Annotated in this window: 27 protein-coding genes and 1 pseudogene; 14 read left to right on the top strand and 14 right to left on the bottom strand. The window is 72.5% G+C overall.

The window, feature by feature from the left end; translation table 11 throughout:
* Positions 1-20: 20 nt before the first annotated feature.
* From AC27IY_RS35910 to AC27IY_RS35920, 3 genes and pseudogenes are all read right to left on the bottom strand, one after another.
* Positions 21-431: an MFS transporter gene (locus AC27IY_RS35910; protein ID WP_487180733.1), complete on the bottom strand. Its 411-nt coding sequence runs from the start codon at positions 429-431 to the stop codon at positions 21-23.
* A gap of 127 nt (positions 432-558) precedes the next feature.
* Positions 559-1,488: pseudogene (locus tag AC27IY_RS35915) on the bottom strand (MFS transporter); the annotation flags it as partial.
* Complete coding sequence (locus tag AC27IY_RS35920; protein ID WP_487180734.1) at positions 1,485-2,447, bottom strand: MBL fold metallo-hydrolase; 963 nt, start codon at positions 2,445-2,447, stop codon at positions 1,485-1,487. The gene AC27IY_RS35920 and the pseudogene AC27IY_RS35915, both read right to left, overlap by 4 nt.
* A 101-nt stretch (positions 2,448-2,548) precedes the next feature.
* Between AC27IY_RS35920 and AC27IY_RS35925 the strand changes: the two genes are divergently transcribed.
* On the top strand, positions 2,549-3,490 hold the full coding sequence (locus AC27IY_RS35925; protein ID WP_487180735.1) for an AraC family transcriptional regulator: 942 nt from the start codon (positions 2,549-2,551) through the stop codon (positions 3,488-3,490).
* 193 nt (positions 3,491-3,683) lie between these two features.
* Entirely contained in the window at positions 3,684-4,244 is a 561-nt protein-coding gene (locus tag AC27IY_RS35930; RefSeq protein ID WP_344207750.1) for a hypothetical protein, read from the top strand.
* Here the strand turns inward: AC27IY_RS35930 and AC27IY_RS35935 are convergent.
* Positions 4,211-5,311: a hypothetical protein gene (locus tag AC27IY_RS35935; protein WP_487180736.1), complete on the bottom strand. Its 1,101-nt coding sequence runs from the start codon at positions 5,309-5,311 to the stop codon at positions 4,211-4,213. The two genes, AC27IY_RS35930 and AC27IY_RS35935, sit on opposite strands and share 34 nt — an antisense overlap.
* 209 nt (positions 5,312-5,520) lie before the next feature.
* Between AC27IY_RS35935 and AC27IY_RS35940 the strand changes: the two genes are divergently transcribed.
* The 3 genes from AC27IY_RS35940 to AC27IY_RS35950 are packed head-to-tail and all read left to right on the top strand — an operon-like array spanning position 5,521 to position 6,791.
* Positions 5,521-5,823, top strand: a complete 303-nt coding sequence (locus AC27IY_RS35940) for an ArsR/SmtB family transcription factor (RefSeq protein WP_364448302.1) — start codon at positions 5,521-5,523, stop codon at positions 5,821-5,823.
* Complete coding sequence (locus AC27IY_RS35945; protein WP_487180737.1) at positions 5,813-6,343, top strand: YbaK/prolyl-tRNA synthetase associated domain-containing protein; 531 nt, start codon at positions 5,813-5,815, stop codon at positions 6,341-6,343. Before AC27IY_RS35940 ends, AC27IY_RS35945 begins: the two co-directional genes overlap by 11 nt.
* A gap of 40 nt (positions 6,344-6,383) precedes the next feature.
* Positions 6,384-6,791, top strand: coding sequence for a thioesterase family protein (locus tag AC27IY_RS35950; protein ID WP_435408210.1), 408 nt, complete (start codon positions 6,384-6,386; stop codon positions 6,789-6,791).
* Between the two features lie 5 nt (positions 6,792-6,796).
* On the opposite strand, the gene AC27IY_RS35955 is transcribed toward AC27IY_RS35950, so the two are convergent.
* Complete coding sequence (locus AC27IY_RS35955; protein ID WP_487180738.1) at positions 6,797-7,591, bottom strand: helix-turn-helix transcriptional regulator; 795 nt, start codon at positions 7,589-7,591, stop codon at positions 6,797-6,799.
* Positions 7,592-7,674: 83 nt separating this feature from the next.
* Between AC27IY_RS35955 and ilvD the strand changes: the two genes are divergently transcribed.
* The 7 genes from ilvD to AC27IY_RS35990 all read left to right on the top strand — a co-directional run bounded on the left by ilvD (position 7,675) and on the right by AC27IY_RS35990 (position 14,720).
* The gene (ilvD, locus tag AC27IY_RS35960; RefSeq protein WP_487180739.1) at positions 7,675-9,510 is read left to right on the top strand and encodes a dihydroxy-acid dehydratase; all 1,836 of its coding nucleotides are present in this window, start codon (positions 7,675-7,677) and stop codon (positions 9,508-9,510) included.
* A gap of 90 nt (positions 9,511-9,600) precedes the next feature.
* Positions 9,601-10,194 carry an RNA polymerase sigma factor gene (locus tag AC27IY_RS35965; protein WP_364448312.1) on the top strand — a complete coding sequence of 198 codons (594 nt, stop codon included), beginning with the start codon at positions 9,601-9,603 and terminating at the stop codon, positions 10,192-10,194.
* A complete protein-coding gene (locus AC27IY_RS35970; protein WP_487180740.1) occupies positions 10,191-11,171 on the top strand; it encodes a CU044_5270 family protein in 981 nt (326 codons plus the stop codon). Before AC27IY_RS35965 ends, AC27IY_RS35970 begins: the two co-directional genes overlap by 4 nt.
* A gap of 54 nt (positions 11,172-11,225) precedes the next feature.
* Positions 11,226-11,462 (top strand): hypothetical protein, encoded by a 237-nt coding sequence (locus tag AC27IY_RS35975; RefSeq protein WP_423449866.1) that lies wholly within the window; start codon positions 11,226-11,228, stop codon positions 11,460-11,462.
* Between the two features lie 110 nt (positions 11,463-11,572).
* The gene (locus tag AC27IY_RS35980; RefSeq protein ID WP_487180741.1) at positions 11,573-12,637 is read left to right on the top strand and encodes an AAA family ATPase; all 1,065 of its coding nucleotides are present in this window, start codon (positions 11,573-11,575) and stop codon (positions 12,635-12,637) included.
* Positions 12,634-13,953 carry a vWA domain-containing protein gene (locus tag AC27IY_RS35985; RefSeq protein ID WP_487180742.1) on the top strand — a complete coding sequence of 440 codons (1,320 nt, stop codon included), beginning with the start codon at positions 12,634-12,636 and terminating at the stop codon, positions 13,951-13,953. The genes AC27IY_RS35980 and AC27IY_RS35985 overlap by 4 nt, the downstream gene beginning before the upstream one ends.
* On the top strand, positions 13,950-14,720 hold the full coding sequence (locus AC27IY_RS35990) for a hypothetical protein (protein ID WP_487180744.1): 771 nt from the start codon (positions 13,950-13,952) through the stop codon (positions 14,718-14,720). The genes AC27IY_RS35985 and AC27IY_RS35990 overlap by 4 nt, the downstream gene beginning before the upstream one ends.
* Positions 14,721-14,731: 11 nt before the next feature.
* Here AC27IY_RS35990 and AC27IY_RS35995 read toward each other — a convergent pair whose 3' ends face one another.
* Both AC27IY_RS35995 and AC27IY_RS36000 read right to left on the bottom strand, forming a co-directional pair.
* Positions 14,732-15,526, bottom strand: a complete 795-nt coding sequence (locus AC27IY_RS35995) for a hypothetical protein (protein WP_487180745.1) — start codon at positions 15,524-15,526, stop codon at positions 14,732-14,734.
* 60 nt (positions 15,527-15,586) lie between these two features.
* A complete protein-coding gene (locus tag AC27IY_RS36000; RefSeq protein ID WP_344207766.1) occupies positions 15,587-16,024 on the bottom strand; it encodes a MerR family transcriptional regulator in 438 nt (145 codons plus the stop codon).
* Between the two features lie 37 nt (positions 16,025-16,061).
* On the opposite strand from AC27IY_RS36000, the gene AC27IY_RS36005 reads away from it, so the two are divergent.
* Entirely contained in the window at positions 16,062-16,691 is a 630-nt protein-coding gene (locus tag AC27IY_RS36005) for a class I SAM-dependent methyltransferase (protein ID WP_423475957.1), read from the top strand.
* Here AC27IY_RS36005 and AC27IY_RS36010 read toward each other — a convergent pair.
* Together AC27IY_RS36010 and AC27IY_RS36015 are read right to left on the bottom strand one after the other, a co-directional pair.
* Positions 16,688-17,101 carry an SRPBCC family protein gene (locus AC27IY_RS36010; RefSeq protein WP_487180746.1) on the bottom strand — a complete coding sequence of 138 codons (414 nt, stop codon included), beginning with the start codon at positions 17,099-17,101 and terminating at the stop codon, positions 16,688-16,690. The two genes, AC27IY_RS36005 and AC27IY_RS36010, sit on opposite strands and share 4 nt — an antisense overlap.
* A gap of 36 nt (positions 17,102-17,137) precedes the next feature.
* Complete coding sequence (locus AC27IY_RS36015; protein ID WP_487180747.1) at positions 17,138-17,695, bottom strand: MarR family winged helix-turn-helix transcriptional regulator; 558 nt, start codon at positions 17,693-17,695, stop codon at positions 17,138-17,140.
* 89 nt (positions 17,696-17,784) lie between these two features.
* Here AC27IY_RS36015 and AC27IY_RS36020 point away from each other — a divergent pair, with 89 nt between their 5' ends.
* Positions 17,785-19,833, top strand: coding sequence for a tetratricopeptide repeat protein (locus AC27IY_RS36020; protein ID WP_487180748.1), 2,049 nt, complete (start codon positions 17,785-17,787; stop codon positions 19,831-19,833).
* Here AC27IY_RS36020 and AC27IY_RS36025 read toward each other — a convergent pair.
* The 5 genes from AC27IY_RS36025 to AC27IY_RS36045 form a co-directional block, all read right to left on the bottom strand.
* Positions 19,753-20,226: a hypothetical protein gene (locus AC27IY_RS36025; protein ID WP_487180749.1), complete on the bottom strand. Its 474-nt coding sequence runs from the start codon at positions 20,224-20,226 to the stop codon at positions 19,753-19,755. The genes AC27IY_RS36020 and AC27IY_RS36025 overlap by 81 nt on opposite strands.
* 7 nt (positions 20,227-20,233) lie before the next feature.
* Positions 20,234-24,871, bottom strand: coding sequence for a CHAT domain-containing protein (locus AC27IY_RS36030; RefSeq protein WP_487180750.1), 4,638 nt, complete (start codon positions 24,869-24,871; stop codon positions 20,234-20,236).
* A 73-nt stretch (positions 24,872-24,944) separates the two neighbouring features.
* Positions 24,945-25,577 (bottom strand): GPP34 family phosphoprotein, encoded by a 633-nt coding sequence (locus AC27IY_RS36035; RefSeq protein ID WP_487180751.1) that lies wholly within the window; start codon positions 25,575-25,577, stop codon positions 24,945-24,947.
* Positions 25,564-25,830 (bottom strand): type II toxin-antitoxin system antitoxin, encoded by a 267-nt coding sequence (locus tag AC27IY_RS36040; protein ID WP_371247863.1) that lies wholly within the window; start codon positions 25,828-25,830, stop codon positions 25,564-25,566. The genes AC27IY_RS36035 and AC27IY_RS36040 overlap by 14 nt, the downstream gene beginning before the upstream one ends.
* Before the next feature lie 5 nt (positions 25,831-25,835).
* On the bottom strand, positions 25,836-26,786 hold the full coding sequence (locus AC27IY_RS36045) for an SPFH domain-containing protein (RefSeq protein WP_487180752.1): 951 nt from the start codon (positions 26,784-26,786) through the stop codon (positions 25,836-25,838).
* Positions 26,787-26,857 lie beyond the last annotated feature (71 nt).

Raw genomic sequence — 26,857 nt, forward strand, 5'->3', positions numbered from 1 at the left:
GAAGCGGACCGCCGACACATCTAGGCGTGCTCCTCGCCGCCGGCCCCGTGCCGTGGCCTGCCGGGCGGGCGGGGCCGGGGCAGGAAGACGGCCGCGAGCAGGCCGATCGCCATCGCGCCCGTCGCGACAAGGAAGGAAACGCGGAAGCCGTGCAGGGTGGGGACGGTGACGCCGTTCACCTGGTGCGCGGTGCCGGCGAGGACCGTGGCGATGACGGCGCCGGCGACCGAGGAGCCGATCGAGCGCATCAGCGTGTTGAGGGCGTTGGCCGAGCCCGCTTCCGAGGCGGGGGCCGCGTCGGCGATCAGGGCTGGGAGGGCGGAGTAGGCGAGACCGATGCCGATGCCCAGGATCGCCGTGATGACGAGGCTCTGCCAGGGGGCGCTCAGCAGCCCGAGGCCGGCGCCGTAGCCGAGCGCGATGACCATCATGCCGAGGATCAGGGCGGCCTTGGGGGACAGTGCAGCGGTAGAGGGGGGCCGTGAGCAGCATGGTCAGGCCGAGCGGCACCATGCACAGGCCGGCGACCACCATGGACTGGCCGAACCCGTGGCCGGTGCTCGTCGGCATCTGGAGGAGCTGGGGAAGAACCAGCGACACCACCAGGAAGGAGGCGCCGACCATGATCGAGGCGAGGTTGGTGAAGAGCGCCGCGGGGCGGGCCGTGGTGCGGAGGTTCACCAGCGGTGTCTCGAGCCGTAGCTCCATGACCCCCCACAGGACGAGGACGACGACCGCCGCGGCGAACAGCCCGAGGGTGGCGCCGGAGGTCCAGCCCCAGGAGCCGCCCTTGCTGACCGGCAGCAGGAAGAGGACGAGACCGGCGGACAGCCCGATCGCCCCGAGGACGTCGAAAGTGCCTGGCACGCGGGCCGACGACTCGGGGACGACGAGGAGGGTGAGGGCGATGCAGAGGACGCCGAGGCCGGCGGAGCCGTAGAAGAGGGCGTGCCAGTCGAGGTGCTGCGCGACCAGGGCCGCCGCCGGCAGGGCGAGACTGCTGCCGATGCCCATGGATGAGCTCACCAGGGCCATCGCCATGCCGAGCTTCTCGCGGGGGAGCAGGTCGCGCATCAGGCCGAGGCCGAGGGGGACCGCGCTCATCGCGAGACCCTGGAGCGTCCGGCCCGCGATCATCACGTACAGGTCGCTGGTGAGGGCGCTGACGAGTGCGCCGCCGACCATCGCCCCGAGGCTGAGGACCAGCATGCGGCGCTTGCCGTGAAGGTCGCCGAGGCGGCCCATGATCGGCGTGGCGACGGAGCCGGCGAGCAGGGTCGAGGTGATGACCCAGCTCGCGTCGTCCGGCTCGGCGCCCAGCAGATGTGGCAGGTCCTTGAGCACCGGGATGAGCAGGGTCTGCATCACCGAGACCACGATGCCCACGAAGGCGAGCACCGGAACGAGAGCGCCGCTCGTCGCTCTGGGCGCGGGAGGGGCGGACGGCGTGCCTGTCGTGGGCGTGCGGGTCATGGGCGTGCGTGTCATGAGGGACGGTCCCCGGACCGGGGGGTACGGGGTGCCGGATTCGCCGGGCCGGCCGCTGCCCAGGGGCCGAGGGCGAACCCGGCGCCCTTCCGCCGGACCTCCACGGCGCCCGCGCCGCCGAAGTGCGCGGGGACGAGCAGTTCCCTTTCGTCGGCCGCCCGCCCGAGGATCCGACGGCGGCTGGCCGCCGCTTGTCGCGGGGCCAGGCAGGCGTTGCTGTTGAGGCAGGGGTCGAGGATCTGCACCGGGCTGTGCAGAAGATCTCCGACGAAGACCGCCCGGTCGCCGCCGGAGGCGAGTCGCAGCACCGACGAGCCGGGAGTGTGGCCGGGGGCGGATTCCAGGGTGAGGTGTTCGTCGATGCGGTGGTGGCCGTCCCACAACACGGCCTGTCCGGCCTGGTGGATGGGTGCGACGCTGTCCTCGTAGATCAGGCGGTCGACCTCCTGCGCGCCGTTGCCGTACGCGTTGTCCGGGCCGTAGTGGAAGTCGTCGGCGGCTGGAATGAGGTACTGGGCGTTGGGGAACGCCGGCACCCACTGCCCATCCTCGTCGAGGGTGTTCCAGCCGACGTGATCGACGTGCAAGTGGGTGTTGATCACGACATCGACGTCCTGTGCGTGAACGCCGGCCCTCGGCAAGAGGTCAAGGAACTCGCTCCGAGCCTGGTGGAACGGCCCCATGCCCGGTCGTTCGCGCCCGTCGCCCGCTCCGGTGTCGACCAGGACCGTCCGCCCGCCGCTGCGCAGCACCCAGCTCTGCAGGGCGGTCACCAGCAGGCCGCCGTCCGGCTCCCAGTGATCCGGCGCCAGCCAGTCCTCGTTGTCCTTCCACACCTCGCCACCAGCTTCCGCGAAGAAGGCGGAGGGGGGCAGGAATGGGGCGTGCCACTCGACGACCCGGATGATCTCGACGTCCCCCAGGGTCATGCGCTGCGCACTCTTGTCGTCGTTCGTCATGGGAACGACCCTAAGAAGGTGCGGACGATCGTCTCAATGCGCATTCAGCTCAGTCAGATACGAGTCCGTCTCACCGCCTATACGGGAGATATCCTGGGTGAGTGGATGTGGTGAGTGACGCGATCTCCGCCGTTCACCTCGGGCACCCGTGGTTCCAGCGGGTGCGGGCGAGCGGGAGCTGGTGCGCGCGGCTGGATGCGTACGACGGCGCGGGCTTCCACGTCGTCCTGAAGGGCAACTGCCGGCTCCTGACCGACGGTGGCGCCTCGGTGTCCCTGGGCGTGGGCGACGCGGTGCTGCTGCCTCACGGCACGGGCCATGTCATCGCCGACGCTCGCCTCGATGCGGAGGTCGCGGCGCGGAAGGCGGTGCCGTTCGAGCAGTGGGTCGGGGAGACTTCGCCGCGAGCCCGGCCCGATCGCGACGGGACGGAGATGATCTGCGGCAGATACCGGCTCGACTGCAGCCGCATGCACCCGCTGATGACGGAACTGCCCGAGGTCGTCCACCTTCCCAGCCGCGTGGGCACCCACCTCGAACTCCGCGCCGCGATCGACCTGCTGGCCGGTGAGCTGGACGAGGCGCGGCCCGGTTCCTGCGTGGCGCTCCCCAACCTGCTCGATCTCCTCCTCGTCTACATGATCCGTGCCTGGATGACCGAGACCACCAGCGGAGCCTGGCCCAGCGCACTGGGCGACTCGGTGACGGCCGCCGCGCTGCGGGCGATGCACTCGCATCCGGCCGCGCCGTGGAGCATCGACCGCCTGGCCGCGGAGGCGGGCGTCTCCCGCCCCACGCTGGCGCGCCGGTTCACCGCCCTGGTCGGCCGCCCGCCGATGGCGTACCTCACCTGGTGGCGCGTGATCCTGGCGGCCACCCTGCTCCGCGACACCAAGGAGACCCTGGCTGCCATCGCCGACCGCGTCGGCTACGGCAGCCCGTATGCGCTCTCCCACGCCTTCCAGAGGGAGTTCGGCACCACACCAGGGCGATATCGGGAGGCCGCGAACCGGCGCGCGACGTCCGACGCCTCCCCACGCTGATGCGGTTCCCCGCGGACGCCGCCCGCTCGATGCGGTCGCAGCCGGTCTCGCGTTCGACAAGGTGACCGGCAAGCTGTCGCTGTGATCGGCCACCCGGCCGTGCTCCCGGACGATCAGCTGGTCTCATGAGGGCGAGTGCCGGCTGCTCGGTGTACGGCGTGTCGCAGGCCGATCACGGCCAGGGTGGTACGCCATGACGACGCGGATGCTTGCCGAGGCGGTGGCTGTGCTGCCGCAGGTCCTGGAGGCCCTGGGCTGGCAGGGCCGGCGCGTGGTCCAGGCCAGGGCTTTGAGCAGCCGGCGGTGGGTGGCCTGTGAATTGAACGAGGCCGAGCACGAAACTCGATTGCGTGAGGGACTGCCGCCCGCGGCTGACGCCTTCCTGCTGCATTGCGTCGCCCATCGCTACCCGGACTTCCTGTCGCGCCCGGCGCCGGTGCACATCGAAGGCGCGATTGCGCCGCGTAGGACCTGGGCGGCCGCGAGGAACAACCTCGGCGGGTTCGTGTCGTTCGGTGCACGGGTGGCCCTGGTGCCCACCGTTGTGGCACGAAGTCTGCCCGTTGCGGTGGATGCCGTCTACTACGGCTTCGGTGTGGTGGCTCTGGAAGAGCCTGATCGGCTGGTCCATCCGCCTGAGCCCGTTCCCGCCCAGGAGCGCACGTGGGTGAGACGACTCGTCGAGGAAGTGATCTATGACGCCGTGCTTCGTCAGGCCGGTCAGGCTCTTCCCGTCGCACTCGGCGTGGCGTAGGACTTCACCCACGCCTGCAGGTACTTGGGCACCCCCCACGACAGCCGGCGCTGGGCGTTCAACTCGTGGTGCCGGTGAATGGCGTCCTTGCATTTGGCCAGCCAGGAGCCCGGCCGCTGGTGCGGGAGCAGAGTGGTGATGCCCTCATGGAGGTGCAGCAACGGCTCGAACGTGTGGGCGGCGAGTTCGGTGGATGAGGCGGTGGCCAGCCAGTCCATCGTGCGGCTGCCGCACACGCGGCAGTCGCAGGTCCAGACATCGCGCATCAGGTCGGGATCTTCGAGAGTGGCCTGCACGCCTTCGAGAATCTTGTCCACGGTCATCAGGGCCAGGAGCGGCAGGACGAGTGTGTGCCGTCGGGGCGTCCCATCGTTTGGGGGAGGCGAGGCGCCTTCGGGATAGAGATGGCGCAACGAAGAGGTGGCGCCCATGGCAGCCCAGAGGGCGCCGTGAGCGATTGCTCCCAGTCCGGAGACGTCCGTGCTCAGCAGGCTGACCGGGACGGTGGCACGTTCCAGCAAGTGTCTGAGGCCCGAGACTGCTCGGATGGAGCCGAGAGGGTCGCTCCGGTGCTCCAGCACAAGAGCCACCGGCGTCTCGTGCGAGCAGATCTCACCGACGAGATGGTCTACCCAGGGTGTCAGCAGCCAGCTACTGTGCAGGGGCAGTACGGCGGTGACGTCGGCGCCCGCTCTCTTGGCTTGGCTGAGCACAGTCTGTAGTGCGGCCTTGTCCTCCTTGCCCACGTATCCGGAGTCGGTCAAGACGCTGGGGACGTCCAACGCGCGCTGGGCATCGAGCCAGGCGCGACTGATCGGCTCCGCCCCGGCCTTCCGGCGGGACTTGCCACCCGCGTAGCAGCGCCGGTCGATGAGCAGGGGCCCGCAGAGGCGTTCTCGTAAGGATGGGTGAAGCGCGGTGGCCTTCTCTCCTGTGAGCACGATTCCGCCGGCGGATGACGGGATGATGTCGAGCACAGCGGACATTTGCCCGGCTGGGATCTGAAGCAGGAGACGATCCGTGAGGATCGTGTTCGCGGTATGGGTTCTTTCTGGCGTGGCGTTCACGGCCTTGTCCCTCCATCCCTCGCCGGATCAACGAAGGAAACATGCCGACGACCTTGACGGTGACTGCCTGCAGGGACGGCGTCAAGGTAATGGTTGACTACAGCCGCCTGGTCGCGTCCGTACGGCGAAGGCGGCAAGCTCCGCGAGGCCGACATCCACCCTTGACTCTGGACATAGACAGGTACTTAGCTAATTGCCATAATGCCTTTGTGCTGGACGTTGATCTAGTGAAGGCGCTGGCCAACGACAAGCGGTTGCTGATCTTGGAGTGGCTGCGTGACCCTGAACGCCATTTCCCGCCGCAGCGGGACGGCGACCTGGTGCGCGACGGGGTCTGCTCCTTGTTCATCGCCCAGAAGCTGGGAGTGAGCCAGCCGACCTGCGGTGAGCATCTGAAGGTGCTCGCGCAGGCCGGGCTGTTGCGCGGCAAGAAGATCAAGCAGTGGGTGTTCTACCAACGCGACGAGGACCGCATTTCCGCGGCGAAGGAGTTGCTGAGCGGTGAATGGTGAGCTGGGCGGCGGTGTAGCCGCGCCCGAGAGTCTGGACGCGGGGCTGTACGAGCGGTTGATCGCCGATCTGGATGCAGCCGGGGCGCGCTACCGTCTGATCGACCACCCGCCCGAGGGGCGCACCGATGAGGTCAGCGCTCTGCGTGGACACGACGTCGCACAGGCCGCCAAGTGCCTGGTCGTCATGGTCAAGATCGGCAAGAAGCGGACCCGGTACGTGCTGGCCGTGGTGCCCGGTGATGCCCGCCTGGATCTGCAGGCGGTGAAAGCCCTGCTGGAGGGCACCTATGTCGCCTTCGCCGACCGTGACAGAGCCGAGGAACTGGCCGGCAGCGTCAGCGGCACCGTGCTGCCCTTCAGCTACCACCCCAAGCTGGAGGTGATCGCCGACCCGGCGCTGCTGCGGGTTCCGGAAGTGTTCTTCAACGCCGCGCGCCTGGACCGTTCGATCGCCCTGGCCACCGACGACTACCTACGGCTGGCCGCCCCTCGCGTCGCTCCCATCATCACCGCTCCCTGACTTCAGCCGACTGCGCACCCGTCAGCCACGAGGAGTCACCATGCGCGATTCACTTCAGCCGGGCTTGGCCGCACGGCTGGACTACGTGGTTCCCGCCGAACGTACGGTCCCGTACCTGCTGCCCGAATCCGACTATTTCGCCGCCTTACCGTCGGTCCTGGCCACCGGCTACCTGGTCGGCATCGTGGAATGGACCTGCATGCGCGCCCTGGACGGGCACCTCGAAGACGGCGAGCAAACGCTGGGCGTGCATGTCGACCTCAGCCACGAGGCTCCCACGCCTCCCGGCAGCACCCTGACCGTGCAGGCCGAACTCAGCGCCGTCGACGGCAGGCAGCTCACCTTCACCGTCCACGCCCACGACGACGCGACCACCGTCTGCCGGGGAACCCACCGCCGCGCCGTCATCGACACCGAACGCTTCCACGCGCGACTCCGTGCCCGGTGAGCGCGTCAACAGCTCGGGGTGTAGATGACCACGTGCAGGTCGGGGTGGTCGGCAGGGGCCAGGCGGTGGTGCTCGAACTCTCGCGTCCCCGTGATCGGGTGGTCGAAGACGCGCACGCGGGAGGCGAAGCCCTCGATGTGGTGGTCCTGCCACGCCGTACGGAAGGCCGCGCTCGTGGCCAGCAGGCGCTGGATGGCCGGGGAGGCGGCGAGGTCGCCGAGCCGGGGCCCGGCCTCGGCCCGGAACTCGGCGACGAAGCGACGGCTCGTGACCTCCCAGTCCGGCAGCAGATCACGGACGTAGGGATCGGTGAACACCAGCCACAGCAGGTTGCGCTCCTCGGGAGCGACCGTGGCGACGTTCGGATACAGGTCGACGTAGGCGGCGTTCCAGCCGGTGATCGTCCAGTCGGGCGCGATGGCGTACGCGGGACATCCGGCGAGCGCGTCGAGCAGCCGTTGCACGTGGCCGGGAGCGGTGCGGGCCGCCGGTTCCCCGGGCTCGGTGAGGGGGGCGTATCCGGCCAGGGACAGCACATAGGCATGCTCGGCGGGGGTCAGGAGCAGCGTACGGGCGAGGGCGTCCAGGACGTGCCGGGAGGGCTGGATGTCGCGGCCCTGCTCCAGCCACGTGTACCAGGTGGCGCTGACCTGGGAGAGGGTGGAGACCTCCTCGCGGCGCAGGCCGCCGCGCCGGCGGGGGCCGGCCGGGGGCAGGCCGACCGCCGTCGGGTTGAGCCGGGCTCGCCTGGCGCGCAGGAAGTCGCCCAGCTCCTTGCGCCGCTCCGCTGCCGTTCCCATGGACGCAGGATAGGTACTGGTAGCCGGACTACTAGCATTCAGGGCGTCTTCGCGGCACGCCCGCGCGCCGCGAAGATCGGGGCATGCCACAGTTGAGATCCCGCACCGTCACCCATGGCCGGAACATGGCCGGGGCGCGCGCCCTGATGCGCGCCTCCGGCGTGCCCGGCGCGGACATCGGCGTCAAGCCGGTGATCGCGGTGGCCAACAGTTTCACCGAGTTCGTCCCCGGTCACACCCACCTGCAGCCCGTGGGCCGGATCATCGGCGAGGCCATCGGCGCGGCGGGCGGCATCGCGCGGGAGTTCAACACCATCGCGATCGACGACGGCATCGCCATGGGCCACGCGGGGATGCTGTACTCGCTGCCCTCGCGGGAGCTCATCGCCGACTCCGTCGAGTACATGGTCCAGGCGCACTGCGCGGACGCCCTGGTCTGCGTCTCCAACTGTGACAAGATCACCCCGGGGATGCTGCTGGCCGCGCTGCGGCTGAACATCCCCACGGTGTTCGTCTCGGGCGGCCCCATGGAAGGCGGACGGACGGTGCTGTCCGACGGCACGGTCCGTACCGGCCTGACCCTCGTCACCGCCATGTCCGAGGCGGTCAACCCCGCCGTCTCCGACGCCGACCTGGCCGCCATCGAGGAGGCGGCCTGCCCGACCTGCGGTTCGTGCGCCGGGATGTTCACGGCCAACTCCATGAACTGCCTTCTGGAGGCTCTCGGCCTGACCCTGCCCGGCAACGGCACCACCCTGGCCACCCACACCGCGCGCAGGGCCCTGTACGAGCGGGCCGGGCGGACGGTCGTGGAGCTGACCGAGCGGTACTACGGCAAGGACGACGCCACCGTGCTCCCCCGGGCGATCGCCTCCCGGGCGGCGTTCGACAACGCGATGGCCCTGGACCTGGCCATGGGCGGCTCCACCAACACCGTGCTGCACCTGCTCGCCGCCGCCCACGAGGCCGAGCTGGACTACGGCCTGTCCGACATCGAGGCGCGCTCGCGCGAGGTGCCGTGCCTGTGCAAGGTGGCCCCCAGCAGCGCGTACCTGATGGAGGACGTCCACCGGGCCGGCGGCGTCCCCGCCCTGCTGGGCGAGCTGCACCGCGCCGGGCTGCTGCGCGAGGACGTCCAGGCCGTCCACGCCGGCTCACTCGCCGCCTGGCTGTCCGCCTGGGACGTCCGCGCCCCCTCGCCCTCCCCGGAGGCGACCGGCCTCTTCCTCGCCGCTCCGGGCGGCGTCCGCTCCGCGTCCGCCTTCGGCCAGTCGGCCCGCTGGGAATCGCTGGACCTGGACGCGGCCGCGGGCTGCATCCGCGACGCCGCCCACGCCTACTCGGCCGACGGCGGGCTCGCCGTGCTGCGGGGCAATCTGGCTCCGGACGGGGCGGTGGTCAAGTCCGCCGGCGTCCCCGACGGCATGACCGTGTTCACCGGCGCAGCCGTGGTCACCGACTCCCAGGACGAGGCGGTGGAAGCGATCCTGTCCGGGCGGGTGCGTCCGGGCAGCGTGCTGATCATCCGCTACGAGGGTCCGCGCGGCGGTCCGGGCATGCAGGAGATGCTCTATCCGACGGCCTACCTCAAGGGCCGCGGCCTCGCCCACTCCGTGGCCGTCGTCACCGACGGCCGCTTCTCCGGCGGCAGTTCCGGCCTGTCCGTCGGCCACGTCTCACCCGAAGCGGCCGCCGGAGGACCGCTGGCACTGGTCGCCGACGGCGACCTGATCACCGTCGACATCCCGGCCCGCACCCTGCACCTCCAGGTGCCCGAGCCGGAGCTCGCCGCCCGCCACGAGAGCTCGGACTACCGGCCGCACCGCCCCCGGCGGCCCGTCTCGACGGCCTTGCGCGCGTACGCGGCCCTGGCCCAGTCCGCCGACAAGGGCGCCGTACGCGCCCTGCCCAACGACTGACCGCTCCGGAACGACTCGATCAGCGCCGTTCCGCCGGTGATGCGCTCGTGGCGTCGAGAACTCGATTCGTCTCATCGGGAAACAGCAGGCATGACACGGACAACCCCACCGGAGGAGCGGGTCGAGGCGGACGACGCCGAGCTCATCCGCCGGTCCATCGACGATCCGGAGCAGTTCACCGGTGTGTTCGACCGGTACGTCGAGCAGATCCACCGCTATGTCGCGCGGCGGTTGGGCGTGCAGGTCGCCGACGACGTCGTGGCGGAGACGTTCCTGACCGCCTTCCGCTGCCGCGCCTCCTACGATCACGCGCAACCGCTGGCCAGGCCGTGGCTGTACGGCATCGCGACCAACCTCATCGCCAGGCAGCGGCGTGACGAGGAGCGGTTCCTGCGGGCGCTGGCGCGTACCGGTGCGGAGCCGCCGCCCGAGTCCATGGCCGACGCGGTGGTCGGGCGCGTGGCCGCGCAGGCCGAGGACCGTCGGCTGGCGGGGGCGCTGACGGGCCTGGCGAGCGGTGACCGTGACGTGCTGCTGCTGGTGGCGTTGGGAGACATGGCCTACGACGAGGTGGCGCAGGCGCTCGGCATCCCGATCGGGACCGTGCGCTCGCGCCTGCACCGGGCCCGCAAGCAGGCGCGGGCCGCCCTCGGCACCGGCACTCAGACGAGAGAGGACGCATGATGGACGAGTTCGGACGGTTCCTCGAGGCCACTCCGGCGATCACCGGCGAGGCGAAGGCGGCGGCGCGCACCCGGCTGCTGGAGGCCATCCGTGAGCCGGTCCCCCTGCCGCCGTCGCCCCAGCCGACGCCCCCGGCGCGGCGGCGCTGGCCGCGCCTGGCCTGGCGGCTGGCGCTGGCCGCGTCGGTCGCGCTGGCCGTCGGCGCGGGCGTCATCACGGTACGCGGCAGTGGAGAACCTGCCACCGCCCCGGTCGCCGCCGTACGGGAACTCGGCGACAAGGCGGCCAGGAGCGCCGAGACCGACCCGTACCAGATCACGCCCTCGCCGGGCCGCTGGCTGTACGTGAAGCAGACGATCGCTCCGCTCCGCCAGGAGCCGGAGCCCGAGGTGGACCGCGACAGGCGCATGACTCTGGAGACGTGGCACAGCCTGGACGGCAAGCAGCTGGTGTTGGACGACGGACGGGGCAGGCTCGTCACGGAGGAGTACGGCCCCGGCGTCACGGCCGAGGATTTGGCCAGGGCGCCGGTCACCCCCGAGGAGATGATCGCCAGGATCGGGGCGAGCGTCGATGCGACCCCGGCGACGGAGTTCGACGACCCCGGCGTGACCCGGCAGGAGCGGATCTTCCGGACGATCTCCCAGTTGCTGGGCGAGCAGCCGCTGGCCGCCGACGTACGGGCCGCGTTGTTCCGGGCGCTGCCCATGATCGAGGGGGTTGCCGTCAAGCAGGACGCGATCGACGCGGCGGGCCGTCACGGGGTCGCGTTCGCCCGCACGGGAACCTGGGAGCGCCTGGAGATCATCGTGAGTGCGCAGGACTACCGGTTCCTGGGGACGTACGGCGAGAGCGTCGCCGACCGCACCTTCGACCTCCCCGGCGGCGCGACACGCACCGTCAAGGCGGGCACCCCACTGGTGTGGAGCGCGCGGATGACGGCCGAGGTCGTCGACGAGGCCGGGGACCGGCCGTAGCGAGAGCGTCATCTTTGGTTGACGTGCGCCCGATCGTCAACCTAAGATGACGCCATGGAGCACGACCCCATCGCGGCGCTCACCCGCGCGGTGACCGCCGACGACCCGATCAACTCGCTCGCGGCCATCGCCGAGTTCCGCCGTGAGCTCGCGCGCATGGAGGCGGTGGCGGTCCGCCGGGCCCGTGCCCAGGGCGCGAGCTGGACGGAGATCGCCGCCGCGCTGGGCCTCAGCAAGCAGGCCGTGCACAAGAAGCACGGCGGCCGGGGCCTGTTCCGCGCCCAGGACTAGCAGACGGACACCACACCGAACGTCGGCGACCAAGGCCGGGCGTTCCGATGCGTGCTGCCCGGAAGCGGTCCGGGCGGCCGGCGAGGAGGACGATGATGACGGCGGCATCAGTGACACGAGACGCTCTCGCGGTCGCGGTGACGGCCAACCTGCCGGTGATCCTGTGGGGCGCGCCGGGCACCGGCAAGACGTCCGTGGTGACCGCGCTCGGCGCGGCCGTCGGCCTGCCGGTCGAGGTGGTGGTCGGCTCGATCCGCGAGCCCAGCGACTTCTCCGGGCTGCCGGTGCTGCGCGACGGCGGCACCTGGTTCGCGCCGCCGCGATGGGCCGAGCGGCTCGCCGCCGGGGGCGGCGGCCTGCTGTTCCTCGACGAGCTGACCACCGCGCCGCCGGCCGTGCAGGCCGCCATGCTGCGGGTGGTGCTGGAGCGCACGGTCGGCGACCTGGTGCTGCCGGACGAGGTACGGATCGTGGCCGCCGCCAACCCGCCGGACCATGCGGCCGACGGCTGGGACCTGTCCGCGCCGCTGGCCAACCGGCTCATCCACCTGAACTGGACGGTCTCGGCCGAGGACGTCGCCGAGGGCTTCGCCGGCGGCTTCCCCGTGCCGGAGTTCCACCTGAAGGACCCGGCCGGCCCCGCCGACGCCCGCGCGCTGGTCGGGGCGTTCCTGCGGGTGCGGCCGGAACTCGTACTCGCGGTGCCCGACAGCCCGGACCGGGCGGGCCGCGGCTGGCCCAGCCCGCGCAGCTGGGAGATGGCCGCACGGGCGATCGCCGCCTGCGAGCGCCTGGGCGCCGGCGAGCCGGTCCTGGCCGAGCTGGTGCTCGGCGCGGTCGGCGAGGCGGCCGGGTTCGAGCTGCTCTCCTGGCGCCGCAACCTCGACCTGCCCGATCCGCAGTCCCTGCTGAACGACCCGCACGCACGCCTGCCGGAACGGCTCGACCGGCTGCACGCCCTGCTCGGCGCGGTGGTCGCGTACGTACGGTCGGACGGCACCACCGACACGTGGGAACGGGCGTGGGCGGTGGTGGCCCGGGTCGCGCGCACGGCGCCGGACGTGGCGGCCACCGCGGCCCGGTCGCTGGCCCGTACCCGTCCCGAGGGCGCGACCCTGCCCAAGGCGATGCTCGAACTCGCGCCGGTGCTGCGCTCGGCGGGGCTCCTGCGATGACCGCCGACCGCGCTCCCGCCTACGAAGAGGCGGTGCGCGCCAGGATCGCCGCCGCGCGGCTGTGGGCGGCGCACCGGGCGCCGTACCTCGCCTCGGCCGTCTTCGCCCTCAACCCGGTCATCCTGGAACCGGCCCTGGACGAGGACACCGGCGTCCCCGTCGCCGACCCCGGCTTCCGCGCCTTCCCCGCCGACACCCGGTGGAACCTGTACGTGGAACCGGGCACCGCGCTGGCCACCCCGGTCGAGGAGATCGGCTGGTGGATGCTGCACCAGGTGGGCCATCTGGTGCGCGGGCACGCGACCCGCTCGCCGGTGCGGCCGGAGCCGGGCCACGAGGTGAGCCACGCCGCCGGCGCGGCCCGCGACGAGGAGGCCCACCGCTGGAACCAGGCCGCCGACGCCGAGATCAACGACGACCTGGAGGCCGAGGAGCTGCGCGGCCCGGCGGGCGTGCTGTCGCCTGCCGAGCTCGGCCTCCCCGCCCACCGCACCGCGGAGGAGTACGTGCCGATGCTCGACGTGCTCGCCTCCGCGATGGGCCGCGGCGGGCGGGCGCTGGCCGAGGCGATCGACTGCGGCAGCGCCGTGGACGGGCAGGAGCGCACGTACGAGGACGGCGGCCCCGGCGAAGGGCTCACCCGGCTCGACCGGGACCTGCTCGAACGCTCCATCGCGGCCGGCATCCAGGACCGGGTCAGCGCGCGCGGCGAGCTGCCGTCAGGATGGCGCCGCTGGGCCGAGGAGCGCCTGCGTCCCTCGGTGAACTGGCGGGCCCGCCTGGGCGCGGTGATCCGGCGCGGGCTGAGCACGGTGGCGGGGCAGGTCGACTTCAGCTACCGCCGCCCGTCGCGCCGCGCCGGCGCGTACGCCGGCATCGTGCCGCCGTCGATGGTGCGCGCGGTCCCCGACACGGTCCTGGTGATCGACACTTCCGGCAGTGTCACGAACGACGTGCTGAACCGGTTGCTCGCCGAGGTGACCGGCATCATCGACGGCGTGGCCGGCCCCGGCCGGCGGCTGCGGGCGTTCTGCTGCGACGTCCACCCGCACCCCGTCCAGCTGGTACGCCGGGCGAGCGACATCGAGCTCGTCGGCGGCGGCGGCACCGACCTGCGGGCCGGCATCGCCGCGGCCATGGCCCTGCGGCCCCGGCCCGACCTGGTCGTCGTGCTGACCGACGGCGAGACGCCGTGGCCCGAGCAGCGCCCTCCCGCCCAGGTGGTGGTCTGCCTGATCGGCGACGGCGGGGACGCGCCCGGCTGGGCGTCCGTGGCCCACGTACCGCAGCGAGTGCTCGTGAGAGGAGAGTCATGACGACGGCCTACGCCGACGAGCCGGGCCCGGAGCCGCTGCACGAGTGGCGGCGACGCGGTTTCACCATCGCCGAGGCCCGGCGGTGGATCGACAACGGCTTCTCGATCGGCAACGCGGAGCGGTGGCGCGCATCCGGCGTCTACACCGCGGCCGACGCGCGATCATGGCGCACCGCCGGAGCCACCCCGTACACCGTGGATCTGTGGCTGCGGGCCGGCATGACGCCACGGGACGCGGTGCGGTGGCGCGAACTGGGCTATCCGCCCGAGGAGGCGGCCGACCGGCACCTCGCGGGGGAGCGCCCGCACCCGCGCGGCCGGCTGTGGCGGCTGCTGCACCGGGGCGAGCAGCCGGGCGGCGCGTTCGCCGACGAGGAACGCTCCCGCAGCATGCGGGAGCTCCTGCGGGCCGGCATCCCGGCGGGCAGGGCACGCGCCTACGTCGAGTCGGGCTGGACGGGCGCCGCCGCGGCGGAATGGGCCGAACGCGACATCGAGGCGGGCCAGGCCCAGGTCTTCAGGGCGCTCGGCCTGTCCGCCCGCGAGGCCGGCCGCGTGCTCGCCGCGGGGCAGGACGCCCTCTCCCTCATGACCGAGTTCTGGCGCGCCGGAGTGCCGATCGACGAGGTGGCGGACTGGCGCGCGGCGGGTTTCACCGGCGAGGAGGCGGCCCGGATGCGGGCCGAGGGCATCGGCGTCGAGCAGGCCAAGGTGCTGCGGGCGCTGACCGAGGACGACGAGCCCAGGCCCGAAGGACGCGAAGCCTGAGCCGAGGACGTTCAGGGAGCCGTACGACTCCGAGCCGCGAGAGCGCCCGCCCCTCCCAGCGCCGCGGCGGCCACGTACGACCAGTTGACCAGCTCCAGGCCGGAGCAGCCGCGCGGTGCCGACGAGGCGAGCTGGGCGACCGGCTCGTACAGGGCGGGGACGAGCAGCACGAAGGCGGCGGACAGCGCGGCCGGACCGGACGCGAGCACGGCGCCGACGGCGGCCACGCCGACCCACACGCCGGCGGCTTCGGCGACGGAGAGGTGCGCCTGGACCAGCGCCCAGGTGTCCGTCAGTTCCGCGCGGCAGCCGAGGTCCGCGGCCGAGGAGACGGGCATGGTGGCGGCGACGTCGCGGGCGACGGCGATGACCAGGACCGCCGTCCAGGCGGCGGCGGTCGCCCGCCGCGCCGGACGGCGCGGCCGCCGGTCGCCGCGATCCAGGAGGCAGGCGGTCAGGGCGGCCGCGTAGCAGAGCAGCAACAGCCACTCGCCGCGCTGCGGCCCGCAGGGCGTGGTGTACGGGATGACGACGGTCAGCGCGCCCAGCACCAGCACGGCGACCGACATGGACGCGCCGAGCACCGCGAAGCGGCCTGGCAGCCACAGGGCGAGCAGCGCGAGCGCCACCGGAAGGAGCTCCGCGCCCCACTCGCCGAGCGTCCACACGACCGTCGCCGCAGCACTCGGCCCCGGCAAAGCCTCAGAGAGCGGCGTGTAGGCGAAGAATTCGCAGCTCTCGCCGGGGAACAGCGCCGATAAGACGGCCGGCGTCACGGCTGCCAGCATGGCCAGGAGACGGAACATGAGGCGGCCTTTCGCCGGGTCCACGCGATCATGTGGGGGCGAGGCTACCGCACGGCGCGGTCAGTGCGAATGGACTCGTGCGTGCGCCTCTTCGAGGGAGGATCCGGCGAGGAGCGCCGCGACCCCGCCGGCGAAGTTGGCGCACGCGAAGATGTCCTTGTGCGGGCAGGCCAGGCCGTGGGCGATGGCGGTGCGGGCCACCTGCGCCTGGGCGATCCGCTGATCCAGCTCGGCGAGCTTGCGCTGGTACAGCTCCCGCCAGTCGTCGCCGGCCGGCGTACGGGAGGCGAGGAACGCCTTGACCTCCCGCAACGTGAAGCCGACATCGCGCAGCAACAGCACCACACCGACCAGCTCGACCGCCGACGGCGGATAACGCCGCTGCCCCGAGACCCGGGCCGGCGCCGGCAGCAGGCCGAGCTGCTCCCAGTAGCGCAGAGCGGAGGTGGCGACACCGGTGCGGCTCGCCAGCTCGCCGATCGTCAACTGCTCGCTCATTGACTTCAAGCGTACTTGAAGCCGTTGACTGGCGATCATGCAGATTCTCAGGCAACGCGCGATCCGCTACCTGGTGAGCCAGGCCCATCGTCCCCGGGGCGTCGTCGGGTGGGCGAACGGCTGGATGTTCGCCCACCGCCCCTCCAACCGCAAGCGCAACATCTGGGCGGTGTCGTTGCTGGACGTGCGGCCCACCGACCGGGTGCTGGAGGTCGGCTTCGGCCCCGGCGTCGCCATCGCCGAGTTCGCCGCCCGCGCCACCCGGGGCCAGGTCTTCGGCATCGACCACTCGCGGGCCATGGTCCGGCGGGCCGCCCGTCGCAACGCCGCCGCCGTACGCGCCCGCCGCGTCCACCTCACGTGCGCCCCCGTGGAGCGGTTGCCGAGCTTCGGCGATCCGCTCGACGCCATCCTCGCCGTCAACTCCGTGGGATTCTGGCCCGAGCCGGTGGAACGGCTCGGTGAGCTGCGCCGCCTGCTCCGCCCCTCGGGCCGCATCGCGCTGGTCAGCCAGCCCCGCTGCCCCGGCGCCACCCGGGACACCACGGCCCGGGCCGCCCAGGAGCTCCAGGACCTGCTCACCCGGGCCGGGTTCACCAACCTCCGGGTCGAGACCCTGGAGCTCGACCCGCCCGTCGCCTGCGTGCTCGCCGACAATCCGGGCTAGCCAGATGCTGCGGCCTCGATCGCCTGCTTCATCTCCCGGGCGCCGTGTTCGACGCGCACGCGGATCTCGGCCGCTCGCGCGTGCGGGAGCACGTTGGTGATCCAGATCAGCCGGCCCGCTCCGTCGCCCTCCGGCCGAACCTCGAACGAGGCGTGGTGGTGATCGAGCGCGGGTCTCGCGCCTTCGACGACGGAATAGGCCAAGCTGCGGGACTCGTCGTCGATCGCGACGAGCAGCTCGCGGATCACGTGCCCGTCGGGAAAGGTCAGGAACCGCTGGTCGCCCTCCAGCCGGGTGTCGACGACACGGCCCGGCAGCAGGCGCTCGTGCACGGCTCCGACGTCGCGCAGCACATCCCAGATGTGCTCAGGGGACGCGTCGATGACGATCTCGTGGCGAATGGAGGCCAAGACGCCGGAACTCCCTTCCGGTTGGGACGACATCGGTCAGGGCTGTTGCCCGGTCCGGCGCAGGTGCTCGGCGAGGCGATGCTGGTTGGCGGCCAGCCGCAGGCACAGGTCGCGCAGCACGACCAGTTCCTCAGGGGCGAACCCCTGGAACATCGCCCGCATGGCAAGCTGCGACGGCTTGCGGAACGCCTCCATCCATGCTCGCCCGTCAGGGGTGATCTCGGCCAGGACCGAACGCCGATCCTTCGGATCGGGGACCCGGCGGACCAGCCCGTGGCCCTCCAGCGTGTCGACCAGGCCGGTGGCGTTGCGGGAGCTCACCCCGGCGGCGCGGGCCAGCTCGCCGATGCTGATGCCGTGCTCGCTGCCGTCGAGGCGGATCAGCAGGTCGAGCGCGCCCGCGCTGACCCCTCGCCCCTCAGCGCCGTGGGCGCGCATGCGCTCGACGGCCTGGTTCGCGGTGCGGACGGCGGCGCCCGCCTCGAAGGCGAGCAGGGTCTCGTCGCCGTCGGCGAACCGGGTCATCGCGGCCCTGACCCGAGGGTCGTAGAGGAGGCCGTCAGAGTCGCTCTCATAGATGTTTACGTCCTTCATTATGAAGCAGAAGAATAGTACGTACTTCCATATATCGTCCAGCCCCCCGGAAATCCCCCGCCGGTGAAACAATCCAGCGGGAGGTCCGTATGCGTGTCACCCCGCTCACCCTGCTGATCCCCGAGAAGCGCGCCGTGCCGTACGCCGACGACCACGGCCTGCTGGCGAGCACGGCCGCCTGGGCCACCGCCGACGAAGCCCCAGCGGTGCGCCTGGTGTCCGGCGCGCCGGGGGCGGGCAAGACGCGGCTGGCGGTCGAGCTGCAGGCGCAGGGGGTGCGCTGCGTCTGGGCGCGACCGGGCGAAGAGCCCCCCGAGCACGTGGACGGCGGGGTGATCGTCGTGGACGACGCCGACGCGCACGACGCGGTGGGGCTGGCCGACATCCTGGCGAGGGCCGCGACGACGCGGCTGCTGGTGCTGGCGCGCTCCTTCGGGCTGTGGTGGAGCTCCGCCGTCAGCAGTGACGAGTCGGGCCTGCTGGAGAGCGCCGAGCACGTCACGCTCGTGCCCGCCGTGCTCGATCAGCAGTCCGTACGGGCGGCGCTCGCCGAGCGGCTCGGGGTCCCCGTGCCGGAGGCCGCCGCCTCGCGACCGGAGACTCCCCTGCAGGCCCTGGAGTCGGCGCTGGCGGAGGTGGTCGGCGGGGAGCTGTGGCAGCGCGAGCAGGAGCTCTGGCCCGAGCCCGAAGTGCCGGCGCCGCCCGAGGTCATGCTGGATGCCCTCGCGGTGGCCGTGGTGCTGGACGGCTCGATCTACGGGGACGGGGAGCTGGAGCGGGCCGAGCTGTTGCTGCGCGTTCCCGGCCTGGTGGACGCCGACGTCGAGGTCCGCGTCGCCCTGGCGCGCTGGGTGGCCGACGCCTACCCGGAGGGCCGGCCCGAGTCGTTCATGTGGCGGATGGCGGCCCGCCGGCTGGAGCAGCGCCCCGAGCTGGCCGTACGCCTGCTGCGTGAGCTGTCGGCACGGCGTGCGCTGCGCGCGCTCATCGCCCTGGCGCGGGTCCCCGGCGTACGGCTCGGCGCGCTGATCGGGGCCGAGGTGGCGGCCTTGCAGCCCGTGCTGCTCAACGCCGCGCTGACCGGCGCCGCCAGGGTGGTGGACGAGGCGCTGGCCGAGCTGGTGGGCGAACGCATCCGCCAGGGCGCGGCGCCGTCGGACCTGCTGCCCCCGATCGAGGGGCTCGACGACGACGACAAGGCTCTGGTGCTGCCGCTGACCATGGCGGCGCTCGCCGAGCAGGACGGGCCGCCCGCCGACGCGGCGGAGGCGCGCAGGTCACGGGCCTACCGGCTGCTGGAGCTCGGGCAGCTGGAGGAGGCCGCCACCGTGCTGCGGGAGGCCGTCGCCCTGTTCCGCGTCACGCCGGGCGCGCGGGCGGGGCTGGCGGGGGCGCTCAACAACCTCTACATCTGCCTGTCGGGGCTGGGCCGCCTCGACGAGGCGCACGCGGTGATCACCGAGGAGGTCGAGCTCAACCGGGTCCTGGCCAGGAACGACCCGGGCCGCCACGACGCCGCGCTCGCCGCCTCGCTGAGCAACCTCAGCGTCTCGCTGACCCAGAGGGGCCGCGCCGAGGAGGCTCTGGAGCTCGTACGGGAGGCCCTGACGTTCTTCAGGGGCTCGTTGGAACACGGCCCCGACCTCGCCGGCGCGCTGGCCAACGAGGCGCATGCGCTGAGCAGGCTCGGCCGCGACGAGGAAGCCCTCGCCGGTCTGTTCCAGGCGCTGGAGATCCGCCGCAGGTCCGGCGATCCGGTCAAGCTGCTGCTGGTGCTGAGCAACCTGACCGGCACGCTCAGAAAAGCCGGGCGGGTACGGCAGGCCGCCGAGGTCGCGCGGGAGATCCCGCCGGTCGTCGACGGGCTGCCGCCCCACGTGGCCAGGATCAACCGGCCGCTCATCGCCGGCGCCCTGTTCAACGCCGGGACGGTGCTGCCGGAGGACGGCCTGGCCGTGATGGAGGCGGGCATCGCCGTGCAGCGCGACCTCGCGGCCGAGGACCCCGATCGGCACGGCGACCTGCTCGCCGGCATGCTGCGCGACTTGGAACGGGCCTCACTTGCCCAGCAGGTCGAGGAGCATCTGCAGGACCCTGCCGAGGTTGGCCATCCCCCTGACGTCAACGACGACCTTTAGGTCCTTCTCGTCCTTCTTCTCCTGCTTCCTGAACTCCACCCGCGGCCTGATGATCGCCACGGCCGCCGCCACGCCGACGACGGCGGCCAGCGTCTCGGCGTCGACGGGCAGGGTCGAGCGCCGGCGTACCTGCTCGATCGCGCGCTCGACCTCCTGCGCGACGTCGGGCAGCTCGGCGAGCTCGGCCAGCAGCTCGCGGGCCGAGGGCGGTTGCGCGCCCGGCTGCACCTCCAGGGCAGCGGCGAGGTCGCGTACGTAGGCGCGGTCGCGCTCCAGCCGGTCGCGCACCTCCTGCGGCGTGGTGGCCGGCTCCTCCTCCTCGTCGAAAGCGGTCAGCAGGTGCTGTAACACCCGGACGGCCTCTTCCTCGCGCAGGCTTTCGATCCCGGACATCCGGACCTCAGCTTCCGATGAGTTTGAACGCGGACCAGTGGTAGACATGCTGCCACGAGGGCTGATCGTCGTCGCGCCACATCGCGTGCTGGGCCTGGGTGATCGCCTGCCACTTGGGCACGCCGTCCCACAGCCAGCGGCGGTAGAAGTCCGCGAGCAGCTCGGTGGAGGAGGTGAGGTCGACGTCCCACAGCGGAGCCAGCACCGAGTCCGCGCCCGCCGCCAGGAACGCCCTGGTCGGACCCCACATCTCGTCGCTGCCGCCGGTGACGTTGCGGCCGAGCGAGCAGGCCTGGACGGTGACGTGGCCGGCGCGGGTGCCCACCCCGATCAGGTCCCGGCCCGTCAGCAGACCGGAGGCGAGCGCGAACCCGGACCGCATGATGTCCGCCTTGTCGCGGTAGGCGCCGTGCGCGAGCAGATGGTGCAGCACCACGGACCGGCTCGTCTCCTGGAAGGCCGCCACCGTCGCCTGCTCGCCGAACGACGCCCGCACCGCGGGGAACGCGGCCCCCAGGGTCCCGCACAGCTGCTCGTGCGCCGCCGCCATGGCCGCGACGTCGTCACCGGGCATCGGCGCCGTCGTCACGCCCGCGCGCACGAACCGCGCCAGCTGCCGGTCCCGCGCCCGCGTCATGAGGAAGTCGAGCATGCCGAGGCTGGGGGCGTAGGTCCAGCCCGGCGTGGCGCCGCGCCGCCAGAGCCGCGGCAGCAGCAGCGCGTGCACGGGCAGGTTGTGCCACTGCCGGTGCGGGACGGCCACCACCAGCTCGCTGTCCTCCAGGTACGGCACGGCCGGCGCGAGCAGCTCGCCCAGCTCGTCGAGCGGCCGGAGAAAGCGCCGGTGGTGCCGGCCGGGATCCTGGGGGTCGATGGCGCCGAACAGCCCGGCCGCCGAGAAGTAGGCCTGCATGCGGGTGGCGACCCGCTCCAGCTCCGCCGCGCTGACGGGCAGGCGCAGCGTGACCGGCGGCCGGGCGGGGTCGCGGACGATGTTGACGAACGTCTCGCTCCTGGTGGCGTAGAACGACAGCACGGCGGTCCCGCCGGGCAGGCGTTCCCACAGCTCGTGGGCCGCCCGTTCGTCGAGCGTCGCGGAGACGGCGCCGCCCCGCTCCCCGCGCCATTCGCGTTCGGCGAGATCGACGCGCGGGTCGGCCAGCGCCTCGACCGGCAGCCCCGGCGCCTCGTCCGCGGCCCGCTCCACCGGCGGGCGATGCGGCAGGCCCATCGTCAGGTCGCGCAGGAACCAGCGGCTCTTGGCGTTCTCCGCCTCCAGCACGATCTCCAGCGGGTGCTCGGCCAGCAGCAGGGGGCGCGCCGCGGCGCATCTGGCCAGCCGGCCGATCATCTCGATCGCCATCCAGCCGCCGTGCGTCTCCTCGGGACGCGGCGGCCGCACCAGGGCGGCGTAGCCCGCGTGCTGCGCCGCCCGCGCCGTCCTGAACAGCTCCATCGCCGCCTCGTAGTCGCCCCGGGCCTGACGGTCGTCGCCGACCATGGCCAGGATCGGGACCAGCTTGGCCGCGTTGACCTGCTGGAACCCCTGCACCCTGCGCAGGTGGGCGGCGGCGGACCTGTCGAACTGGTCGAGCAGGCTCGGCTCGGCGTACGCCTGCCTGCGCAGCGCGGCGATCGTGAACCAGTCGCCGGTCTGCCGCAGCGCCTCGTCCTCGGCGATGCCCGGCGTGACCCTGAGCTCGGCCAGGCGCTCCATCGCGGCGCCGTCGCCGAGCAGGTCGGCCACCCGCCACCGGTAGAGCTCGATGGTGCGCCGGGACCGCAGCGCCTCTTCGCCTTCGATGCCGTCGTAGATCTCGGCGGCCCGCTCCAGATGGGCGGCGGCGCGCATGAGGAGGGTTCGTGACTTCTCCGGCATCGGCTCCAGGTAGCGGCGCTCCGGCTCGTGGTGGGAGAAGGTCGTCGCGATGGTGATGCCGACGCTCATGTTGAGCTGTCCCTCAAGCCAGCGGTCGGCGAACGGAGCCGGATTGGCGACCGCGGCCGTGAAGTGCGTGACCGCCTCGTCGAGCCAGCCCATGTACTCGCAGGCCACCGCCGCCAGCCTGCGCGCCGTGCGGGCCTGGTCGTGCGCGCCGGTCCGCTCCGCCTGGACGGCGGTCCAGGCGGCCACCCATTCGGCGAAGTCGAGCCGGCCCTCGTCCAGCAGCAGGCCGGCCAGATGCATGCCGACGGCGATCCCGCCGCTGACCGTTTCCGGGTCGGCGAGGTCGCCCAGGTAGCGGTGGTAGGCGAAGGAACGGAAGGCCGCGAGCAGGCGGCCCTGCTCGATCGCGGTGACGGCTTCGCGCAGGTAGAGGCCGGACTCGATCTCGGAGGCGGGGCTCTCGGAGACGTCCTCCAGTTCGGTCATCAGCAACGAGGGCGGCAGTCCGGGCGCGGGCCGTACCGCGTGCATGCGCAGGCCGTACTTCTTGATCAGCTTGCCCAGGTTCCCGCCGCGCGTGGCCCACGAGGGCACCTCGATCGAGGCGACCTTCAGCGACTCCGAGCCGAACGCGTACAGCACGGCCTCGGCGTTCCTGCGGGGATCGCGGGAGATCGGCGAGATCGGGACGGTCAGCCACACACCGTCGCCCTGGGGGAGCTCCGACCAGATCAGGTCGGCCGGCCAGTCCGGCTGGGTGACCGGCACCTCGCCGAGCACTCCGAGGAAGAGCCTGCGGGCGTGCTCGGCGAAGTCGGCGGCTCCCGGGTCGGGCTCGACGTAGCACATGCGCCGCCTGCCGCCTGAGAAGTGGCCGGTCAGCATGTGGGCCCGGTAGCCGAGCCCGCGCAACCGGTACGGCCCGCTGATCCGGAGCGGCGCGGTCAGCGCCGTCAGCGCGTCCGTGGCCAGCCGCTTGGCCGTCCAGCCCGGCTGCTGGTGGTAGGGCAGCAGGGGCATCCCCTCGGCGGCGATCCAGGTGCTGATCAGCGCCGTCGTCTCGTAGGACCGCCTGGCCAGCTCGGTCAGCTCCAGCAGGTAGGGGCCGATCCGTTCCCGCAGGGACTCGCTCATCTCCTCGTCGGTGACCTGGACGAACGTCCACATCGTGCCGTCGATGAGGGCGCGTACGACGTAGGCGAGCGGGCTCCCGCGCCGCCTGAACGGCCCCTCGATCCACACCCCTCCGATGCGGGCAGGCGGGGCGGCCGTCTCGGCCGCGGCCAGGGCGGCGGCGGCGAGCTCCTCGCCCTCCAGCCCTTCGCCCTCGGGGAATTCATGAACGGTCGTCTCCCGCCCGCCGAGCACCAGCAGCGGGTCCGCAAGCTCGCCGGCCGCCGCCATGACGTCGGCGAAGAACCTCGCGTACGGGTCCTCGTTCGCCGCCGCGAGGGCGAACCCCTCCGACGCCACCAGCACGAGCGTGCGGTCCCGGCCGCCGTGCTCGCCGCGCAGGGCCCAGACCGCGCCGTCGGCGAGCCGCTCCACCGACACCCGCGGGCCGGACAGCTGGGCGCGTACGCTCAGGAAAGCCTCCGCCGCCGGATGCCGCTCGCCCAGCCCGGCCACGACCTCGTCCACCAGGGCCAGCAGCTCGGCCTTGTCCGCCTCCGCGCCGGTGATCAGGTAGCGGTGACGCAGGAGAGCGGTCAGGTCCATGGCCACGTGGAGGTCGCCGGGGGCCAGGGTCCTGGCCGTGCGCAGCAGCTCGACGGCCTCGGCGAGCTGACCCAACTCGTCGCCCCACAGGCGTCGCGACAGATCGTCGGCCAGGTTGCTCAGGCACATCACCAGGTCCGGGGGCTCGGCCTTGGCCAGGGCTCTGCGGTGCAGGTCGATGGCGCGGTCCAGGTGGCCGCGTTCGTCCTCGTGGAGGAAGCGCTGCCGCCAGGCGAGCCCGTAGTGGTTGAGCACGCGCGCGTTCAAGCCGTCGAGCCCGCCCGGGGTGCGGTCGACCACCTCCTCGTACAGGTCCAGCGCCCGGTAGAGGTCGGCGCGCCGCCGGCTCACGGTGTGCCGCTGGCGTAAGGCGTTGGCGAGATTGGCGACGATCCAGGCCGGCCGCTCGCCACCGGCTGCGGTCAGAGCGGCCTCGTGGGCGTCGATCGCCTCGTCCAGATCGCGTGGCTCGCGCGACAGCGACCAGCGGTCCTGCAACGCCGTGCCCAGCAGGGTGCTCAACCGCACGGGGGCGACGTCCTGTCCGCCGCGCAGCAGCTCCACGGCCCGGTCGACCAGGGCCAGGTCGCGCTCGGCCTCGTAGAGCCGGCGCAGCGCCTCGGCCTGGGAGGCGAGGTGGTCTTCCTCCGCCGGGTCCCACCGGAGCGCCCGGTCGAAGGCCGCCACGGCCAGGCGGGCGTCGTCGGTCAGGTGGTCGCGGTGGTGGCGTTCCAGGTGGACGAGCCCGGCGCGGTACCAGTCCCGGCCCGCGTCCAGCCCGGCGCGCTCCGCGAGGTCCGCCGCCGCCTCGGCCGTCACCGCCGCCCTGTCGAGGTCGGCGTCCCGGCCGTCGAGGTGCCAGCGGTTCATGAGCATCGAGGTGAGGGTGGCCTGCAGCTCGCACCGTCGCGCCGCGTCGCCCTCCTCGGCCGCCACCTGCTCGGCCGCGGTTATCGCCTCGTCGAGGTCCGCGCGGTCGTCGGTGCCGAGGTAGCGCTGCCACAGCTCCTGCACGTGCGCGTACGGGTCGCTCGCCATGGACGCCCCCTGTGCTCGGCCCCGACGTCATGGTAAGCGCGTGAGCCGGGGCCGGACAGGACCTCGCCTCCCATCAGCCGGCCGAGTGCGCCGCCCTGGCCGCCTCGACGCTCTTGCGCAACGCGGTCGCGATCGGCTCGACGGGGGCGGACAGCTGCTGGATCCGGTCCGAGCGCGTCTCCCGCCTGGACGCGACCACCGTGCTGAGCCGGGCCGCCGTGGCCAGCGCCGCCAGGACGCGGACGTCGTCGTCCAGGCGGCCGACGGGCCGGCCGCCGCGGATGGCCCCGCCGACGCGCTCGATGAGCCTGCGCGACACGTACGCCTTGCGCGGCGTGATCCGCTCGACCCTGAACAGCAGGACCCGGCGCCGCTCCACGCTGATCAGCCGGGCGGCCGCCAGCTCGTCGCGGACGACGCCGACCGCCTTGCCGTGGTCCTTCTGCACCCACCGCCGCCACGAGCGCGGCGGTGAGTTCGCGATCTGCTCCCAGACCACGGCCGGCAAGGAGCCCGGCTCGACGGCCGGGGCGGTGAGGGCCCGCGCCTTGCCCGACTCGTCCGCGAGGTTGCCCGCCAGCAGCAGCTCGGCGAGGGCGGCCGCGCGCAGCAGGTAGCCCAGCGCTCCCCGCTCGGTCAACCGGTCCTTCCGCAGGTCGAAGGCCAGCAGGAAGGCTGATCGGGTCAGTGACTCACTCTGCTTCACTCGCGTCTCCATCCGCCCGCTCCCGTTCCTCTCCCTGATCCGCGTGATCCGCGTCGTCCTCCGGCACCTTCCTGGGCCGCCCGCGCGGGCGCATCCGCTCCACCCCGTCGGGCAGGCGCCCGGCCTCGGAGAGGGCCCTGCGCAGCAGGAACTCGATCTGGGAGTTCGTGCTGCGCAGCTCGTCGGACGCCCACCTGGCCAGCGCGTCGTGAACCACCGGGTCAAGCCGCAGCAGGATCTTCTTCCGCTCCACGGTGATTACTGGTAGAGCGTGCCCGTGTTGACCACGGGCTGGGTGTCGCGGTCACCGACCAGCACCACGAGCAGGTTGCTGACCATGGCCGCCTTGCGCTCCTCGTCCAGCTCGACCACGTTGTGCTCGGCGAGCTTGGCCAGCGCCATCTCCACCATGCCGACCGCGCCGTCGACGATCCGCTGCCGGGCCGCCACCACCGCGCCCGCCTGCTGGCGGCGCAGCATGGCGTGGGCGATCTCGGGCGCGTACGCCAGGTGGATGATGCGGGACTCGATGACCTTGACCCCGGCGGACGCCACCCTGGCCGCGATCTCCGTGGACAGCCGCTCGTTGATCTCGTCGGCGTTGTCCCGCAGGGACAGCCGGGGCTCGCCGTGCGCGTCGTACGGGTAGGTGCCCGCGATGTGCCGCACGGCCGTCTCCGCCTGGATGGCCACGAACTCCACGAAGTCGTCCACCTCGAAGACCGCCTGTGCGGTGTCCTGCACCTGCCAGACCACCACGGTCGCGATCTGGATCGGGTTGCCGTCCGCGTCGTTGACCTTGGTCACGTCCGTCTCGTGGTTGCGGATCCTCGTGGACACCCGCCGGCGCACCGTGATCGGGTTGACCCACTGGAAGCCGGGGGTGCGCAGGGTGCCGACGTACCGGCCGAGCAGCTGCACCACCCTGGCCTCGCCCGGCGCGACCGCGGTGAGGCCGAAGTACATGAGGAACCCGAGCAGGAACACCAGGACGCTCACGACGGTCACCCAGACGCCGCCCTGCCCGGCCCCCGAGGCGAGCATGACGATCCCCACGACGAACAGCGCGATCCCGCCCAGGGTCAGCGCCGTCGCCACTCCCAGCATCACGAACCCGTTGGCCGCCCGCACCGGGCGCTCGCTCGTGCGCGGTGCCGGCATGTCCACGACAGCGGCCTCCAGTGTGGCCCCGCCCGATGTGTTCGCCATCGTCCGTCCCTTCTCGGCGATTTCACTCTGCTATCTAAGTGATATCACTTTTTTGGTGGCTGTGCGAGGCT

Source organism: Nonomuraea sp. B208 (assembly GCF_057536035.1).

What these genes read in the sequence shown, in the direction of transcription:
- AC27IY_RS35965 (WP_364448312.1), top strand. Translation starts at nt 9,601, where the DNA reads ATGACACGGACAACCCCACCGGAGGAGCGGGTCGAGGCGGACGACGCC.
- AC27IY_RS36045 (WP_487180752.1), bottom strand. Translation starts at nt 26,786, where the DNA reads ATGGCGAACACATCGGGCGGGGCCACACTGGAGGCCGCTGTCGTGGAC.
- AC27IY_RS35950 (WP_435408210.1), top strand. Translation starts at nt 6,384, where the DNA reads ATGCGCGATTCACTTCAGCCGGGCTTGGCCGCACGGCTGGACTACGTG.
- AC27IY_RS35910 (WP_487180733.1), bottom strand. Translation starts at nt 431, where the DNA reads ATGATGGTCATCGCGCTCGGCTACGGCGCCGGCCTCGGGCTGCTGAGC.
- AC27IY_RS35930 (WP_344207750.1), top strand. Translation starts at nt 3,684, where the DNA reads ATGACGACGCGGATGCTTGCCGAGGCGGTGGCTGTGCTGCCGCAGGTC.
- AC27IY_RS35970 (WP_487180740.1), top strand. Translation starts at nt 10,191, where the DNA reads ATGATGGACGAGTTCGGACGGTTCCTCGAGGCCACTCCGGCGATCACC.
- AC27IY_RS35975 (WP_423449866.1), top strand. Translation starts at nt 11,226, where the DNA reads ATGGAGCACGACCCCATCGCGGCGCTCACCCGCGCGGTGACCGCCGAC.
- AC27IY_RS36030 (WP_487180750.1), bottom strand. Translation starts at nt 24,871, where the DNA reads ATGGCGAGCGACCCGTACGCGCACGTGCAGGAGCTGTGGCAGCGCTAC.
- AC27IY_RS36005 (WP_423475957.1), top strand. Translation starts at nt 16,062, where the DNA reads ATGCAGATTCTCAGGCAACGCGCGATCCGCTACCTGGTGAGCCAGGCC.
- AC27IY_RS35955 (WP_487180738.1), bottom strand. Translation starts at nt 7,591, where the DNA reads ATGGGAACGGCAGCGGAGCGGCGCAAGGAGCTGGGCGACTTCCTGCGC.
- AC27IY_RS35995 (WP_487180745.1), bottom strand. Translation starts at nt 15,526, where the DNA reads ATGTTCCGTCTCCTGGCCATGCTGGCAGCCGTGACGCCGGCCGTCTTA.
- AC27IY_RS36025 (WP_487180749.1), bottom strand. Translation starts at nt 20,226, where the DNA reads ATGTCCGGGATCGAAAGCCTGCGCGAGGAAGAGGCCGTCCGGGTGTTA.
- ilvD (WP_487180739.1), top strand. Translation starts at nt 7,675, where the DNA reads ATGCCACAGTTGAGATCCCGCACCGTCACCCATGGCCGGAACATGGCC.
- AC27IY_RS36015 (WP_487180747.1), bottom strand. Translation starts at nt 17,695, where the DNA reads ATGAAGGACGTAAACATCTATGAGAGCGACTCTGACGGCCTCCTCTAC.
- AC27IY_RS35985 (WP_487180742.1), top strand. Translation starts at nt 12,634, where the DNA reads ATGACCGCCGACCGCGCTCCCGCCTACGAAGAGGCGGTGCGCGCCAGG.
- AC27IY_RS35990 (WP_487180744.1), top strand. Translation starts at nt 13,950, where the DNA reads ATGACGACGGCCTACGCCGACGAGCCGGGCCCGGAGCCGCTGCACGAG.
- AC27IY_RS35920 (WP_487180734.1), bottom strand. Translation starts at nt 2,447, where the DNA reads ATGACGAACGACGACAAGAGTGCGCAGCGCATGACCCTGGGGGACGTC.
- AC27IY_RS36000 (WP_344207766.1), bottom strand. Translation starts at nt 16,024, where the DNA reads ATGAGCGAGCAGTTGACGATCGGCGAGCTGGCGAGCCGCACCGGTGTC.
- AC27IY_RS36020 (WP_487180748.1), top strand. Translation starts at nt 17,785, where the DNA reads ATGCGTGTCACCCCGCTCACCCTGCTGATCCCCGAGAAGCGCGCCGTG.